At 33.7% G+C, this 16948-nt stretch carries 18 protein-coding genes; 17 read left to right on the top strand and 1 reads right to left on the bottom strand.

Going from position 1 to position 16948, the window contains the following annotated elements:
• The first annotated feature begins 2 nt into the window (after window positions 1-2).
• The 3 genes from ACSKY2_RS01580 (at window position 3) to ACSKY2_RS01590 (ending at window position 3964) form a co-directional block, all read left to right on the top strand.
• On the top strand, window positions 3-503 hold the full coding sequence (locus ACSKY2_RS01580; protein WP_489877866.1) for a cysteine hydrolase family protein: 501 nt from the start codon (window positions 3-5) through the stop codon (window positions 501-503).
• 229 nt (window positions 504-732) lie between these two features.
• Window positions 733-2970, top strand: a complete 2238-nt coding sequence (locus ACSKY2_RS01585) for a GH25 family lysozyme (RefSeq protein WP_489877867.1) — start codon at window positions 733-735, stop codon at window positions 2968-2970.
• Window positions 2971-3184: 214 nt separating this feature from the next.
• Window positions 3185-3964, top strand: coding sequence for a YdcF family protein (locus ACSKY2_RS01590; protein WP_489877868.1), 780 nt, complete (start codon window positions 3185-3187; stop codon window positions 3962-3964).
• Between the two features lie 48 nt (window positions 3965-4012).
• Here ACSKY2_RS01590 and yaaA read toward each other — a convergent pair whose 3' ends face one another.
• Window positions 4013-4756 carry a peroxide stress protein YaaA gene (gene yaaA / locus ACSKY2_RS01595; RefSeq protein WP_489877869.1) on the bottom strand — a complete coding sequence of 248 codons (744 nt, stop codon included), beginning with the start codon at window positions 4754-4756 and terminating at the stop codon, window positions 4013-4015.
• A gap of 236 nt (window positions 4757-4992) precedes the next feature.
• On the opposite strand from yaaA, the gene ACSKY2_RS01600 reads away from it, so the two are divergent.
• From ACSKY2_RS01600 to ACSKY2_RS01665, 14 genes are all read left to right on the top strand, one after another.
• The gene (locus ACSKY2_RS01600; protein WP_489877870.1) at window positions 4993-5637 is read left to right on the top strand and encodes an SDR family oxidoreductase; all 645 of its coding nucleotides are present in this window, start codon (window positions 4993-4995) and stop codon (window positions 5635-5637) included.
• Between the two features lie 307 nt (window positions 5638-5944).
• Window positions 5945-7000 carry an acyltransferase gene (locus tag ACSKY2_RS01605; protein ID WP_489877871.1) on the top strand — a complete coding sequence of 352 codons (1056 nt, stop codon included), beginning with the start codon at window positions 5945-5947 and terminating at the stop codon, window positions 6998-7000.
• A 66-nt stretch (window positions 7001-7066) separates the two neighbouring features.
• Window positions 7067-7627: a GNAT family N-acetyltransferase gene (locus tag ACSKY2_RS01610; protein WP_489877872.1), complete on the top strand. Its 561-nt coding sequence runs from the start codon at window positions 7067-7069 to the stop codon at window positions 7625-7627.
• A gap of 382 nt (window positions 7628-8009) precedes the next feature.
• Window positions 8010-9632 carry a peptide ABC transporter substrate-binding protein gene (locus tag ACSKY2_RS01615; RefSeq protein WP_489877873.1) on the top strand — a complete coding sequence of 541 codons (1623 nt, stop codon included), beginning with the start codon at window positions 8010-8012 and terminating at the stop codon, window positions 9630-9632.
• Window positions 9633-9641: 9 nt separating this feature from the next.
• The gene (locus ACSKY2_RS01620; RefSeq protein WP_489877874.1) at window positions 9642-10814 is read left to right on the top strand and encodes a metal-dependent hydrolase family protein; all 1173 of its coding nucleotides are present in this window, start codon (window positions 9642-9644) and stop codon (window positions 10812-10814) included.
• Window positions 10815-10972: 158 nt separating this feature from the next.
• Window positions 10973-11419 (top strand): MarR family winged helix-turn-helix transcriptional regulator, encoded by a 447-nt coding sequence (locus ACSKY2_RS01625; protein ID WP_489877875.1) that lies wholly within the window; start codon window positions 10973-10975, stop codon window positions 11417-11419.
• The gene (locus tag ACSKY2_RS01630) at window positions 11409-11849 is read left to right on the top strand and encodes a GNAT family N-acetyltransferase (RefSeq protein ID WP_489839643.1); all 441 of its coding nucleotides are present in this window, start codon (window positions 11409-11411) and stop codon (window positions 11847-11849) included. Before ACSKY2_RS01625 ends, ACSKY2_RS01630 begins: the two co-directional genes overlap by 11 nt.
• A 293-nt stretch (window positions 11850-12142) precedes the next feature.
• A complete protein-coding gene (locus ACSKY2_RS01635; RefSeq protein ID WP_489877876.1) occupies window positions 12143-13108 on the top strand; it encodes an aldo/keto reductase in 966 nt (321 codons plus the stop codon).
• Window positions 13109-13150: 42 nt separating this feature from the next.
• On the top strand, window positions 13151-14002 hold the full coding sequence (locus ACSKY2_RS01640; protein ID WP_489877877.1) for an aldo/keto reductase: 852 nt from the start codon (window positions 13151-13153) through the stop codon (window positions 14000-14002).
• Between the two features lie 26 nt (window positions 14003-14028).
• On the top strand, window positions 14029-14799 hold the full coding sequence (locus ACSKY2_RS01645; RefSeq protein ID WP_489877878.1) for an SDR family oxidoreductase: 771 nt from the start codon (window positions 14029-14031) through the stop codon (window positions 14797-14799).
• Between the two features lie 42 nt (window positions 14800-14841).
• Window positions 14842-15240, top strand: coding sequence for a MerR family transcriptional regulator (locus ACSKY2_RS01650; protein WP_489839638.1), 399 nt, complete (start codon window positions 14842-14844; stop codon window positions 15238-15240).
• 365 nt (window positions 15241-15605) lie between these two features.
• Complete coding sequence (locus ACSKY2_RS01655) at window positions 15606-15899, top strand: KxYKxGKxW signal peptide domain-containing protein (RefSeq protein ID WP_489877879.1); 294 nt, start codon at window positions 15606-15608, stop codon at window positions 15897-15899.
• Between the two features lie 23 nt (window positions 15900-15922).
• Window positions 15923-16060, top strand: a complete 138-nt coding sequence (locus tag ACSKY2_RS01660) for a hypothetical protein (RefSeq protein WP_489877880.1) — start codon at window positions 15923-15925, stop codon at window positions 16058-16060.
• The gene (locus ACSKY2_RS01665; RefSeq protein WP_489877881.1) at window positions 16047-16934 is read left to right on the top strand and encodes a pectate lyase-like adhesive domain-containing protein; all 888 of its coding nucleotides are present in this window, start codon (window positions 16047-16049) and stop codon (window positions 16932-16934) included. Before ACSKY2_RS01660 ends, ACSKY2_RS01665 begins: the two co-directional genes overlap by 14 nt.
• Window positions 16935-16948: the final 14 nt, after the last annotated feature.

A 16948-nucleotide genomic window follows, 5' to 3' on the forward strand; every position in this document is an offset into this window, starting at 1 on the left:
TTATGAAGAAGGCATTACTTGTTATTGATCCACAGAATGATTATTTACCAGATGGTAGATTTCCCTTATGGAATATGGCAGCAGTTGTTAATAACATCAAAAACTTAATTATTAGAGCAAACGAAGAACATGAACCAGTTTTTATTGTGCAGCATATTGCAGATCCATCACTAGGTATCGCACCATTCTTTAACGAAGGTACGGGTGGTGAAAGAATAATTGAAACACTTGATGGATTGGTGCCAAAAGAAAATACGGTCATCAAACACTATGCTGATGGATTTTACAAAACCGAACTAGAAAATGTTTTATCAAGGTATGATATAGATACACTTGATATTTGTGGTATGATGACACAAAATTGTGTGACACATACAGCTATCTCACCCGCAGCAAGTAAATATGATGTTCGTATATTACAAGATGCATGTACAACGACTAATGAGAGTATTCATTTAATTGCTTTGAATGCAATATCTACTAGACAAGTTACGATTATTTAGATGATATTGTTGTGATTTTTTATGGAAGATAAGGCAGGTCATTTTTTGATGAGCTGCCTTTTATTTTATTCAATGACGTTATCATGTTTTTTATTTATTATAAAAAATAATGATTAAATTAGAGCATAATTTTACCTTATAATTAACAATTTAGGGAGTTGTTTTTGATGTTAGTCTAGTCAGACATTGAAGAGACCGCTTTATTTTGTATAAAATTTTAAGGAGAGCCATGGTGAAAGATTCCAGTAAAAATTCATATTATAAAATGTATAAATCAAGAAAGCAGTGGGTTTATGGTGCTATTTCAATAGCAACGATGATGACCATTGGGACAATGGCGAACACGAAAGTAGCAGCCGATACAGTCAGTCAAGATTCAAATAACGGTAAAGATTATGTCGCAGACAATACGTTAACGCAACAACAAATTATTTTACCAAACAATGCGAGTCAGGTTGATGATACTGAAAAAGACACAACACAAATAAATACAGATGAAAATGGGCAACATCTTTCAAATAAATCTGATATATCGACTAATCAAGAAGAGATGAACAATGCAAATGTTAATACGGACAATAGCATGCAATCATCTGATAATGAAACAAGTACAAGTACAAGTACAAGTACACTTAATCAGGATATCTCGCAGAATGCGCAGAATAATAATTCCGCAGTGAATACGACTGTGACATCGCAAAATAGTGGCACCCAGAATATATCACAGCACACGATTTCACAAGATGCATCATCTAATGAATCAAATGATGCATCAGCCAATGTATCAACTAGCGATACGGAAAAAACGACAACAACGGTAAAAAATGATGTGGCATTGCAAACAAATCATAGCGAAACAGAGGGGCAAGGTAATACTAGTAATCAAGCAACAACTAATCAAACGCTTAATAACGAAACGACTTTATCATTAAGAAGTGGCATTCCGAATATTGTTGCTGGTACGTCTGGTTTGCCACGCATTGATTTTGTGGATGTTTCTAGCTGGAATAGTAATTTGACGGTTGCAGATTTTTTGAAGCTAAAGGCTTATGGTGTCAAGGGGGTAATTGTTAAATTAACAGAAGGCAATAATTATTTGAATCCATATGCTAGTAGCCAAATTGCCAATGCTCGTGCAGCTGGTCTACAAATTTCGGTGTACCATTATGCCACTTATAATTCACAAAATAGTGCAATTGTTGAGGCAAATTATTTTTTGCAGAATATTAACAAATTAGGATTGTCTAAAGATACACTATTGGTTGATGATTTAGAAGACACCGTCACTCAAGTTGGTAACGTTACTGCTAATGCATTGGCCTTCCAAAATCAATTAGTTGCAGCTGGATTTCGTAATCAAATGCTGTATACGTCACCTAATTATATTAATGTGACTGGGTTAAATACCCAGTCATTTGGTTTAAAAAATATTTGGATGGCCTCGTACCCTTATTATCCAGATGGTAATAATTTATGGCATACACAATATGGCGCATGGCAATGGAATTCACAGACAACCTTTCCAGGCGTTGCAGGTGTATTTGATGTTAGTATCGATTATGGGTCACCTTTTTTTCAACCAAAAAACGGTTATTTGAATGATGGCACTGGTTGGTATTGGTTTGAAAATGGGACTCGCTACACTGGTTTCAAATATTATATGGGAACGTATTACTGGTTTAACAATGGTGTGCGTCAAAATAACCAATGGGAAAGTGCTTGGGGCAATAAATACTATGTCGATGATAATGGTCGTGCTGTGCAAGGATTCCAATGGATCAATGGTCAGCAGTACTACTTTGGCGATGATGGGACATTTTACGCTCGAACTGATCAATTTATCAAACAAGATAATGCAACTTATTATGCTAACAAACAGGGGGTATTAGAACCATGGCAAGGCTATATTCAAACAGCTAATGGCAGTTGGCAATGGTTTGAGAATGGTCAAGTATATACGGGTTTTAGATACTACATGGGGGCGTATTATTGGTTTAACAACGGTGTGCGTCAAAATAATCAATGGGAAAGTGCCTGGGGCAATAAATACTATGTTGATGGTAATGGCCGTGCTGTGCAAGGATTCCAATGGATCAATGGTCAGCAATACTATTTTGGCGATGATGAGACATTTTATGCTCGAACTGATCAATTTATTAAACGAGATAATGCAACTTATTATGCTAACAAACAAGGGGTATTAGAACCATGGCAAGGCTATATTCAAACAGCTAATGGTAGTTGGCAATGGTTTGAGAATGGCCAAGTATATACGGGTTTCAGATATTATATGGGTACCTATTATTGGTTTAACAACGGTGTGCGTCAAAATAATCAATGGGAAAGTGCTTGGGGTTATCAATATTATGTCGATGGTGATGGTCGTGCGGTACAAGGTATACATTGGATCAATGGTAAAAAATATTATTTTGGTAATGATGGCACCTATTATTTACGGGAACAATAGATATCATTAATTAGATGAAACGTTAGATTAATAAAAATAGAGCGAGTTGGGAAATTTTACCAACTCGCTCTTTCATTGTTTTCATATATAATGAAGGTCATTGCCTTGATTTGAAGGCTGTAATACAATCAGTTTAATAACTCATGATTGTTTGTCATTAACAAATGATCGTCCACTAGCTTGAGTATTTTGTTAAAAATGTATGGAGAATATAATGAATTTAACTAATATTGATCACGATATTAATATTTTGAGTGATTTCTTAAGTCAACGAGATTTAACAACGTTAAGCACGGAGGATTTGATTGAAAAATTTCATATTAGACAAGTTGATGTGATGGTGTTATTTGGTGGTAGCATTTTGGCAGGTGGGGACGTCTTAGCTGAAGCCATCAATAATCATATTGCTAAGCACTTTGTGATTGTTGGTGGGGCTGGACATACAACTGAGACATTAAGGCGAACTGTCCGTCATATTTATCCTGTGATTGCAACAGAAAATTTGTCAGAAGCAGAAATTTTTCAAAGTTATATTCGACATCGTTATCACTTAGACGTGGATTGGCTTGAAACTAATTCCACTAATTGTGGTAATAACATTACAAATTTATTGGCATTGTTAGCAAAAAAGCTACCTGATTGGCAATCAATTATTTTGTCACAAGATGCAACGATGCAACGGCGAATAGCAGCTGGATTACGAAAATACGTCCAAAATAAAAAAATAATCATTAATTACGCAACATACGACATTAATGTTCAAAATCACGAGATTATCGAACCACCATTTGGTATGTGGCATCTGAAACGTTACGTTAATTTGATAATGGGGGAAATTGTGAGATTACAAGATACAAAAGATGGCTATGGTCCAAATGGTCAGAATTTTATCAGTCATGTTGACATACCAGAAAATGTTATCAACGCATTCCATAGATTACAGGTATCGTTATCAAATAGTGTGCGGCATGCTAATCCAAAATATGCTAATTAGTCGTTAGTAATAAGCAATAGAGTATCATCGGGAAAGTACTGAGTTAAACTATTCTTTATGAATAAAAACTAATTTTTGACTGGTTGAATAAGTTGAGTCAAATATGTAAGTTGCTGATTGAAAGTCTTTTAGTTCAGCAACCGTCGTTAACTTATTTTCAACAATGAAACGGACCATTTCACCACGTGCTATTTTTGCAGGAGTAGCACGAACTTGTAATTTATCACCAATAACGTGTGCGAAAGTAATTTCAACAAATTGATCATTTGACTGTAAATAAGGTGTTATTGCTTGTGAATACTCTTTAGAGGCTAGGTTGATAATTGGTTCTTGTTTGTTAATTTCACGGTATAGGCGATCACCCCAAAACTCATACAAATTTTTAGTATGATTGATAGACAAATGGGCGTTCATTTCCAAACGATGAGGCACAATACCGTCGAATGGACGTAAGATACCATAAAAGCCAGATAGAATACGCAGAACTTTTTGGAGATAATCTAGCGCATCCTGACTTAAAACGTCAGGAGCCATATATTGATATTGAATCCCAGAATAACTAAAAATAGCAGGTGTTAAATGATGATGTAAATTGATGTTTTGTAATTGTTCAAAGTGTTTCGCCGTTAATTGCTGACTTGTTTGCCATAAATGTTGTACTTCATCATAAGACATCTTTTGTAATTCTTGAAGAATCATTTCTGTTTGGGATAAATAAAGTGGTTCATTGTTTGGCGTAAAATTATCCTGATCGGTTACCATTTTTTTGGCTGGTGAAATAATAAGTTGCATTTAGAGCATCCTTTCTGCATCATTAAACTTGGCTTGTTTGAAGTCATGATTTTTTATATTTAATAATATTTTAACTAATGACGGTAATTGATGACTATCTTGCGATAACGAACTACCATAATAAGTATAACTGGTTTAGTAAATAGCGACTACCAACTATTATTTATTTGACGATTCTGTTTGTCTGTGATTAAACTAAATTAATAATCAATATTCATCATAGAGGGAGGTTTAAAATGAAAGTATTTGTTATTGGTGCTGGGGGCAATGTTGGCCGTTTGGTTGTGGATCATTTAGTAAAAGCAAATGATCATGCAACTGCAGGTGTACATCGTGAAAAACAGGTGATTGATTTCCAAAGAAAAGATGTGAATGCAGAGGTCTTTGATTTGTTAAAGCAACCGGAAGAGATGGCTCAACAGTTACAAGGATATGATGCAATTGTATTTTCTGCTGGATCTGGTGGTAAGACTGGTGATGATATGACCATGTTAGTTGATCTAGATGGTGCAGTAAAAAGTATGCAAGCTGCAGAAATCGCAGGTGTGAAAAGATTCATCATGGTTAGCGCGATTTATGCAGAAGATCGAACAAAATGGATTACAATCAAACCTTACTATGCAGCAAAGTTTTATGCTGACGAATGGCTACGGAATCGGACATTGCTTGACTATACGATTTTGGAACCGGGCAGTTTAACTTTTGATTCTGAGACAGGTAAAGTAACAACTAATGTCTCTGATACAGGGGGATCAATTAGTCGGTCTGATGTTGCTGCTGCTGTTGTTGCAAGCTTGCATGATAATTCCTCAATCGGTAAGATTATTCCGCTAATTAGCGGACAAACGCCTGTTGAAATAGCGATTAATCAAGCAAAGTAAATATAAGTATCGTGTCACGATAAAAGAGCTATTTTCCAAAATGAAATTTTGAAAATAGCTCTTTTATATTGTCATTCGTTTATTAATTAGCTTCTGATGAGAATAAATGTCATCATTTTTGGAAAAGAATATAAACTGAAAAATTTAGATTGTTATTGTTAAAAAAATATGGTTGAAACCATTATTGTTTTTTTGAAATTAAATAAAAAAAATTGATAAAAATAACAGTTAATAATACTTTATAATGTATTTTTGGACGTAATTCAAATTAGTTCTCAAATTAATGTTTAGATTTAAGGATGCATTTATGGAGTCAAATTTAAAAACGAGGAAAAGATTTTATTACTTAGATATATTGAATATTATGGCAACAATAGCAGTTGTTGTGTTGCATACGTCAGAGTATGCATTCCGTTATCATCCGCAACAACTAGTTTGGTATATTAGTCTATTTATTCAAGTGTTGTTTATCTGGGCAGTGCCCATTTTTTTTATGATTTCAGGTGCAAACTTGTTAAATTATCGGGAACGTTATGATACAAAAACCTTTTTTAAAAAACGTTTTTTACATGTTTTTATCCCTTTCTTGTTTTGGTCATTGATTTGGTATGTCTGGAATCATTTTGTGATTCAACAACAAAGTTGGTCAATTGTTGGGTTTATTCATGGCGTTGCCTATGGGAAAATACAACCTATTTTTTGGTTCTTTTATTTTATCATTCCAATTTATATTGCAATGCCATATTTGTCAGTTATTGCAGAAAAGAAAAATAAACGACTTGTACAATATGTTATTCTATTATATTTTGTTGGTACCGATGTTATAAATTATGTTTATAGTTTGATGAATCAAGCTGCTAGTCAATTACTAAATAATATTCCCATGGCACTAACAACGGGGGTTGGTATTTTCTTTGTGGGTTGGTATTTGAACACCTTTTGGTTAAACGCCAAAAAAAGAATTTATGTGTACATTGGTTCAATACTAAGTATTATTTTTATGTTTATCCTGACGGTATTTTTATCTGCTAAGCAAGGAGAGACGGCACAAAACGTGTATTCAATATTTTCCATTGGTGGTTTTTTATTGCCTCTTGGTATTTGGGTATTCGTACAAAATAAGTTTCCATTGACGTGGCATCCTTCAAAAAAAGTTGCTTATTGGTTAAAACAATTTTCAGGTGCATCTTTGGGCGTCTATGTGATTCATGAATTTATTATTTCGATAGTGACACATTTTTGGCCAATACCAGATAATTCTTGGGAGTATTTATTTGTGTTGCCCATAATTGTTTGGGGAATAAGTATCTTTACTATTTTATGTTTAAAAAAGTTACCAATAGTCAAGCTAATTTTACCTTAGGGTTATTAAAGATTATTGGAATGGATAAGTGGTGTAAACACCTAAAATAAAGGGAAATATAAATAAATGATGCAAAAAATTTTAACAGATAGATTGATTATTAGACCATTAGAGACAACAGATTATGCGAGTTGGTTGAATGGTTTTTCTGAACGTAAGCCATCTCAAAATCCATTTGATGAAGGTCTTATGGACATGAGTGTTTGTACACAAGAATGGTTTAATGATTTGGTCAAAAAACATGACGAGTTAAGAAATACAGATAACACATATATTTTTGCAATTTTTGATAAAAACCATCATCATATTGGTATGGTTGATATTGCAACACTTGCCAGAGCCACTATGAATTGGGGTGAAATTGGCTATTTTATTCATAATCAATTATGGCGAAATGGTTATGCGTTTGAAGCAATATCAGCTATTTTAGAATTTGCTTCTCGTGAATTACAGTTTCACAGAATAGAGGCACATGTCAGTTTGCCAAACACACCCTCTAAAGAACTGTTAAAGAAATTAGGATTTTCGTTTGAAACTGTTCGAAAGAACTTTATGTACGAATTTGAACAGTGGTCGGATAAAGAGGTTTATTACTATAACTTAAACAATAATAATTTAACTGATTAGAACTTTAATCGATGATTGTTTTGACAAAATCAACGATATTCAGGGAATAATTAAAATTAACATTCTTTAATTTATTTTTAATTAACTGTTGATTTTTCTAATTATGATGTTATCATTAAATTATTCTAATCATTACAAGGAGAGATTTCATGATATTACAAACAACAAAAATTAATGATGTTGTAATTTCAACAACTATTTTATGGTGGCGGCCAATGAGATAGTTGGCTATTTGTGATGGGCTAGCTATCAGTTATGTATTAACGATAGCTAGCCGCTAGATTATTTATTTTAGTAAAAGACAGCGGTTAGTTAGCACATATTGTGCTGATTAACCGCTTTTTTGTCTAAAAAACATTGTTAACAAACGGGAGAAATTATAATGACATTAAAAAAATTAACTTTACTCATGGGTGTCGGGATATCAACGACTATTTTTACAGTTGAACAACAAAATCAAACGGTTTTTGCAGATCAAACAATTAATTGGACAGAGCCATCGTCACTAACGACAACTAATCCATCTCAGGCAAATGATGCAACAGCAACCGAAATTGTGACTCAAATCGGACAAGGTTTATATCGTAATGGTAAACACAACAAGGCGGAATTGGCCGATGCAAAATCAGTTGACATTTCTGATGGTGGTCGAAAATACACTTTTCATTTAAAGTCGAATCTTCGTTGGTCTGACGGTGAACAACTAACCGCAAATGATTATGTTTATGGTATTCAACAGACTGTAAGCCCGAAAAATAAATCAAATGGGGCAACCTTAGCAACACCGATAAAAAATGCCACTGAAGTTACTAATGGGACTAAGCCAGCAAATGAATTAGGAGTGAAAGCCATTGATAACAACACCTTGGAAATCACATTAAATGAACCAGTACCTAGTTTTAAAAGCATTTTAGCTAGTTCCTCATTTTATCCAGAACCACAAAAATTTGTGACTAAGCTTGGTGATCAATATGGTACCTCTGCTAATAAAACGCTCTCAAATGGACCTTTTGTCTTAAAAAAATGGAATGGGTCAAGTGATTCTTATCAATTAGAAAAAAATAAATTTTATGAGGATAGTTCTGATGTTAAAACAAAACGTATTAATGTTCAAACGGTTGTTGATAATTCAACAGGCTACAATTTGTATAAATCTGGCAAATCAGATTACACACCATTAACAGCAGATCAAGTCAGAATTAATGAAAAAAATAAAGCTTATCACAGTTTAGTTAATGGTCGAACAGATTTTTTGGGCTTGAACACAAAACAAAAATATTTAAAGTATAAAGATATGAGAATTGCTATTCGTCAATCAATTGATACGAAGGGATTGACAAATAAGGTGCTTAAAAGTATTGAACGACCAGGTAGGTCATTTACACCAGAAAATACAATTACAAATCCAAAAAATCATAAAGATTTTAGCAAAGAGGCAACGACGAAACAATATCCATTTAATAAATCTATGGCAAATAAACGATTTAAAAGTGTTAAACAACAATTAGGATCAAGTAAAATTCATCTCAGTTTGTTAGCTGATAATGACGAACAAAGTAAAGTTGAAGCACAGTATATTCAAAGTCAATTACAAAAGAATTTACCAGGTTTGACATTAACCATTAAGTTCGTACCTAAAGCAGCACGAGTTAAAGCACAGCTTGCACATCAGTTTGATATTGTGCTTACTTCATGGGGAGGAGATTATGCAGATCCGATGAGCTTTTTAAATCTATTTACAAGTGATAGCGGTATTAATATCGCACAATTTAATGATAATCAATACGATAACGCTTTAAAAAGAGCTAACGGTGAAGATGTGAATAATCAAAGCGCTCGTTATCAAGATTTAATACAAGCAGAACATCGTTTACAAAGTGAATTACCAATTGTGACGTTAGGACATAAATCGACACCTGCATTAATTCGTCCGGATGTTAAAGGACTAGTAATCAACACATATGGTGCAACATTTGATTTTAAGAAAGCATATAAGGCTAAATAGGAGAATAATATGACAAAAGTACGTTTTAACAATGCAAATGTATTTATTAAAGGTGATTTTAAACAGATTTCTTTTACTGTTGACACTGATTTGGGAATTTTTACAGACAATGAAACATATGATTCAAAAGTTGACTTGTCTGGACGTTTTGTAATACCAGGTTTGATTAATGCCCATACACATATTTCTGACTTAACAGAAGCTGATAAGCAATCATTACCAGTAGTCACAAATCAAGTTGAACGAACGGTTTATGCCATCAAACATTTACACGAATTTTTGATGGATGGTGTCACAACGATCCGTGATGTCGGTTCAGTGAAAAATATTGATATTCATTTAGCAAAATTAATTAAGCAAAGAACAATTGTCGGTCCAAATATCATTGCAAGTGGCTCTGCGTTAACAATTACTGGTGGTCATGGGGCTGGATCGATGGGAATTGAGGTTGATGGGCCTGATGAAGTAAGAAAAGCAACTCGTCAATTATTAAAGCAAGGTGCACGAAATATTAAACTAATGGCAACAGCTGGGGTGACAGGTAATGATGCCGAAATACCTGGTAATGTAGAGTTTAATACTGCTGAATTAACCGCGGCAGTCATTGAGGCTCATCGTGTAGGCGTGCCCGTGGCTGCTCATGCACAAGGAACTCAAGGTATTAAGAATGCCATTCAAGCTGGTGTTGACTCTATCGAACATGCGATTTATCTAGATGATGAAGCCATTGATATGTTACTAGAAACAAAAATTCCAATTGTACCAACATTGGATGCACCAGCAGCCATTCATAATCATAAAGGACAAGTTGTCGATTGGATATATGAAAAGAATGAACCTGTTGTAGAAATTCATCGTCAAAGTATTAAAAAAGCCATTGATGCTGGGATTCATATGGTCATGGGAACAGATGCAGGCACACCATTTAATGATTTTATTGATGGTTCAACCAAAGAATTAGAAAGAATGACGTTATTAGGATTGTCACCTCGTCAAGCCATATTATCTGCCACAAGTGAGGCTGCTAAGTTATTAAGAATTGATCATCAAGTTGGCGAGATAAAAGATAATTTTATTGCAGATTTTATTATCCTAGATAAAAATCCGCTAGATAATATCAAAATTTTACAGGGTGCAAAAAAAGTATATAAATATGGTAAGTTAATCGCATTTGATGACTAAAATATTAAAATTAATTCAGAAAAGATTTTGCTTTTGATTTTTGGCAAACTTTTCTGAATTTTTTTCATGGTTTGTATCAATTAAAAAAAATTTATTTATCAATATAGTGGACAAAAGCCACTATATGCGATTATAATCAGTGTAAGGAGGTACCAATAGTGGAAGCTAAACAAATAGAACAAATTCGTAACTTTAATCGTCATTACACATTATTACTAGGTATTTTAGATAAACAAGTCTTTGATACTTCTTTAACCTGGCCAGAAGGACGACTTCTTTTAGAAATTAGTTTTAACTACCCTGTGACACCTATTGCACTTTCAAGATCTTTGAATTTAGATAAAAGCTATACTAGTCGCTTGATAAATCGCTTGATACAAAAACAAGAAATTATAAAAAAGGCTTCAAAGACTGACTTACGTTCGGTTGAACTATTTTTAACTAGTAAAGGTAACCAGACTGTTGCACAATTAAATCAAAAATCAGATCAGCAAATAAAAAAAATATTAATTTCTGTTCCTGAACAACAACGTGCGCAACTTTACCAAGCTTTTAAGTCAATCAATACAATTTTATTTGAAAATGAGGGAAATTATGTGGTCTGAAAAAAGATTTGAAGAACTAACTGCTTATGAACTTTACCAGATTTATTTTTTACGAGTAGCAACATTTGTCGTTGATCAAAAAAGAATCTATCAAGAGGTAGATGCTCATGACTTAACTGCATGGCACGTATTTAAAATGATCAATGAAGAAGTTGTCGCTTATGCAAGAATTTTTCAGGAAGGAGACCATATTACTTTTGGTCGAGTTGTCGTTGATAATAATTACCGTGGTCAAGGATTAGGAAAAGAATTAATGACCCATGTCATGCAAAATATTACTAATAAATTTCCAGAACAAAAAATTGAAATTGAAGCACAACAACAAGTGGAATCATTTTATAAAAAAATAGGATTCATCAGTCAAGGTCAACCTTTTATTTTTGAATCAACACCACATATAAAAATGACCCATCCAGAAATACGTCATTAGGACTAATGAATTTTAACGAGTCATTGGTTGAAATAATATGTACTAGTTAATAAAAATAATGTCACAAACGCTATCATCATAGTGTTTGTGACATTATTTTTATATGATAACGATTAATTAAGTTAAAAGCATTAATTAACTGTTCTCCTGAAGTTATAGAAGTTATTTATCAAATTAACTTAAAAACCATGCTTTTTAACGAATTATTTCATTAATAATGTCTGAAAGGCTTGCATTAGAGTGAACTCTAACGTTTATGATATAACATATCATAAAGAAAGAAGGATGCTAATATGAAGGTTAGAACATTGGGGAAATCAAACATTAAAGTGTCTGCAATTGGATTGGGTACAATGGGAATGGATCATGCTTATGGACCGCAAAGGAATCGACAAGAGATGATCCAGCTTTTACGACAAGCTGTCAAATTAGGCTGTAACTTTTTTGATACTGCGCCAGTTTATGGCGAAGAAAATGAAAAATTATTGGGTGAAGCATTTGAACCAATACGTCATCAAGTCGTGATTGCAACTAAGTTTGGTATTACCGGTCAAAAAATTGTCGATGGCAAAACACAAAATGTTTTAGATAGTCGGCCAGAATCAATATATGCACAAGTTGAGGCGTCATTAAAGCGTTTAAAAACTGAAACGATTGATTTGTATTATCAACATCGCGTCGATCCAAGGGTTGAACCTGAAACAGTTGCCAAGGTTATGCAGGATTTAATCCACCAAGGTAAAATCAGAGCTTGGGGAGTTTCAAATGCGCCGATAGATTATATTCGACGTGCTCATGCCATTTGTCCAATTTCAGCTATTGAAAATCAATATTCTATGGTTGCGCGTCAACCTGAAAAAGAACTATTTAACCTTTGTGAAGAATTAGGAATTGCCTTTGTGGCGTATAGTCCATTAGGAAATGGCTTTTTATCAGGTAGATATACCAAAAAAACAAAATTTCCGGAAGGTGATTTTAGAAATTTCATGGGACGCTTTAAGCCGGAAGTATTAGATCATAACCAAGTATTATTAGATATCATTAATGCAATGGCAAAACGTAAAAATGTGACTGATGCTCAAATCGTTTTTGCTTGGGAATTAGCACAGAAGCCTTTTATTGTACCAATTCCAGGAACAACGAAAATAACAAGATTAGAAGAAAATTTAGCGGCTGCTGATGTTGAACTAACGCCATCTGAATTACAAGAAATTAATGCGGCATTGGATAAGATTGATATTGATGAAACGCACTTTTAATATCACATCAAGTTAAGAAATTAATGATTGGAGAAGTAAAGTATGAAATATATTACATTAAATAATGGCGTTGAAATGCCACAGTTGGGATTTGGTGTTTTTCAAATTAGAAATCAAAAAGAAGCTGAACAAGCCGTTGTTAATGCACTTCAAACGGGATACCGTCTAATCGATACAGCTGCCTCATATGGCAATGAAGAAGCGGTTGGTCGAGCTATTGCTAAAAGTGATGTTGTCAGAGAAAAAATATTTGTCACTAGTAAACTATGGGTTTCAGAAACGGGATATGATGCGACCAAAAAGGCGATTGAAAAGTCATTGGTACGTTTAAAATTAGACTATCTTGATCTGTATTTAATTCACCAGCCCTATGGTGATATCTATGGCTCTTGGCGAGCAATGGAGGAAATGGTGCAGGCTGGTAAAATTAGGGCTATTGGTGTTTCTAACTTTGAAGCTGATCGTTTGATTGATTTAAAATTAAATAATAAAGTCGCACCAGCTGTGAATCAAATTGAGATTAATCCTTGGATGCAACAATTAGAAAATACGGCCTTTATGCAACAAGAAAATATTCAGGCTGAGGCTTGGGCACCTTTTGCTGAAGGTAAAAATGATTTATTTAATAATCCTATCTTGCAAGAAATTGGACGAAATCATGATAAAACAATTGGTCAAGTAATTTTACGGTGGTTATTACAACGAGAAATTGTTGTTATTCCTAAGACTGTACATTTAGAACGAATGGCAGAAAACATCAATGTTTTTGATTTTAAGTTAAATCAGGAAGAAATGCAGTGGATTAGTCAATTAGATAAAAAGGAAAGTCAATTTTTTGATCATCGGGACCCCAATTCAGTTAAACGTATTTTGAATATGACACGAAACGTTTAAATTTTGAAAAGAAGGTAATTAATATTATGACTGAAAAGTTAAAAAATAAGATTGCTCTAATTACTGGTGGTAGTTCGGGGATTGGTTTAGAAGCAGCTAAAATAATGATTGCGGAAGGTGCCTTTGTTTATATTACGGGTCGCAGAAAAAATATTTTAGAGCAAGCCGTGCAAACATTAGGTAGTCAAGCAGTTGGTATACAGGCTGATGTCAGTATAAAACAAGATATGACAAAAGTTTATACAATCATTAAGGAACAAGCAGGTAAGCTTGATATAATATTTGCCAATGCAGGTATTGGTAAATATATTCAGTTAGCTGATATCCAAGAAAATGATATTGATCAAACATTTGATGTAAATGTTAAGGGTGTTATTTTTACAGTTCAGACAATGATTCCTTTATTAACAAAAGGTTCATCCATTATTTTAAATACTTCAATTACGGCTGACTTAGGGTTGCCTGATTTTAGTCTTTATGCTGCATCGAAAGCAGCAGTTCGTTCTTTTGTTCATAGTTGGACTACTGATTTAAAGAATAAACGGATTAGAGTGAATGCAGTAAGTCCAGGCGTTATTCCAACAGCAGCTGCAACGGGGGAATTAGGACGTAGTAAAACACAAGAATTAGAGCGTCAGCAATGGCGAGCTAGTTTAACACCTCTTGGCAGAACTGGTCAGGTTCATGATGTTGCTGAAGCTGTGCTTTTTTTGGCATCTGATGATAGCGATTATATTACTGGTATTGAGCTCACAGTAGATGGTGGGTTATCTGCGGCATTTGCTAATAAGTTATAATTATAATATGTGTTTTAAGACAAAAAAGGGGTTTGTTAACTAATGAATATTGACAGAGTTGCAAAGAAATTCAATATATCAAAAGATACATTACGCTATTGGGAAAAAGTAGGATTATTACCCAAGATCAGCCGAAATAGTGCGGGTTATCGTGAATACACAGAATATGATTTAAATTGGGTATTCTATATTCAGGTTTTACGTAAAGCTGGAATGACTGTTGAAAGATTATTAAAATTTGTTTCCTTGTATCGACAGGGCGGACAGACTAATGAGACTCGTAAATCGATATTGGTTGATCAACGCCAAGAATTGTTAGCACAAATTAACGAAATCCAAAAAACTGTTCATTATTTGACATTTAAAATTGAACATTTTGAAGATCGCACTTTAAATTATGAAAATGAAAAATTAGCATACGAAAGAAAAACGACGGATTAAAGATGGGTAAATTGTAAAAGCAAGTGATGGCTGACTTTTACAACATTTAAACGAACAGTATCAGAAATATTTGATAGTAATTATATTCAAAAAATTAAATATTCTATGTTTTTAGGCGGTAAATTGTCGGAATTATTCTGACAATTTACCGCCTAATATTGTTTATATACTGATTATCATTGGGTTAATACTTTTTACCAACGAGTAACTTTTTAAAAATCGCATGTCTTTTTTTTCACACATTTTTTATTAGAACGAAGTCCGTTTTTTGATTTAAATAATACAAAAATGGCTTGAATTGAAAAAAGAAAATTTTAGATAATGGAGCTTGTATTATTTTTATAACGGTGGAGGATATGTTTAATATGTTTAATAAAAATTTTAATGATAAACTTCATTATAAAATGTATAAGGGTGGTAAACAATGGTTAGTAATGGGGCTGACCATATTTGGCTCTTCTTTAATTGGTGGCAATGTTTTAGCAGACACGAATGATACATCAGGTAGTGAATTACAAGGGGAAATTAATTATCAGGATATAACGAATAAAAAAACAAATGTTGTTATATTAGATAACAAAAATAATCGTACAAAAGAAATTAGTAATTTTCCGTCTAATAATGCAACCAACAGTGGGGCCAAATACGGACAGCGATAGTACAGTAGCTAGCAGTGCAGCAAATGCGGTCAAGTGATAGTGCAACAACTAGCAGTACAGCAAATACGGTCAGTGATAGTATGTCAATCAGTAGCGCTGCGGTGAATATGGGTAGTGATGGTAGTGTCGTAACTAGTAGTGCAGTGAGTGAATACGGGTAATGACAATGCTGTAACTGGTAGTGTCGCAATTACGGATAATAGTACAGCAACTAGGGATGCAGCGAACACAGGTAACGAGGGTAATGCAACAAATAGTTCAGATCCAATCAGTCATGTTGTTGCCAATAGTGCAGCGAATATAGTAAGCAATGGCGTTGCAATAAGTAATTTAGCTGGTAAAACGGATAGTATAGATAATAAATCAATTGATGATGATACAACGGTTACTGTCAGTACAGCACAAGATTTATATAATGCCATTGTTAACGGCACAGCCCAAACGATTTATATTGATTTAAATATTGATTTAACAACGATTAATCCTAGTGCTGGTATTGGCACTGTGGGTGTTAATCATGTTAGAAATATTAACTTGTCTTCAACATCTGGTAATCACTACATTGTAGATTTTGGGCCATATAGTTTTACCTTTAATGGGTCGGTAAATATCAGCATTTCTAATATTGATGTCTATGGCCGGAGTTATTACGGTATGTTCAATGATGCGGCTCGTTATGATTTTACAAATATGACCTATACTGGATCACAACTAGTATATTCACCGAGTGCTGATATTTATATTCATGGCAATGTTAATGTCACAACGGTTTCGTCTTATAATAATGGTTTTACCAATGATTTAAAATATACTCAGGACAGTTCAGCAACTGGCACACCAAATCGACAACAAATTATTCAAGGTCAATCAATCACATTTACGACGAATAGTCACTTTTATGGAACAACTATTAATGGTAATGTTTTAGAAATGTCTAATGGTGGTAAGGGTGTTATTCTAGAAGATAACGCTACTGTGGATTTATATCCACATGGTGATGGTTCGGGTGAGAAAATGGTACAGCGTATGCTTTAGTCATTAATAATGCG

The organism is Weissella sp. ESL1156, from assembly GCF_058505625.1.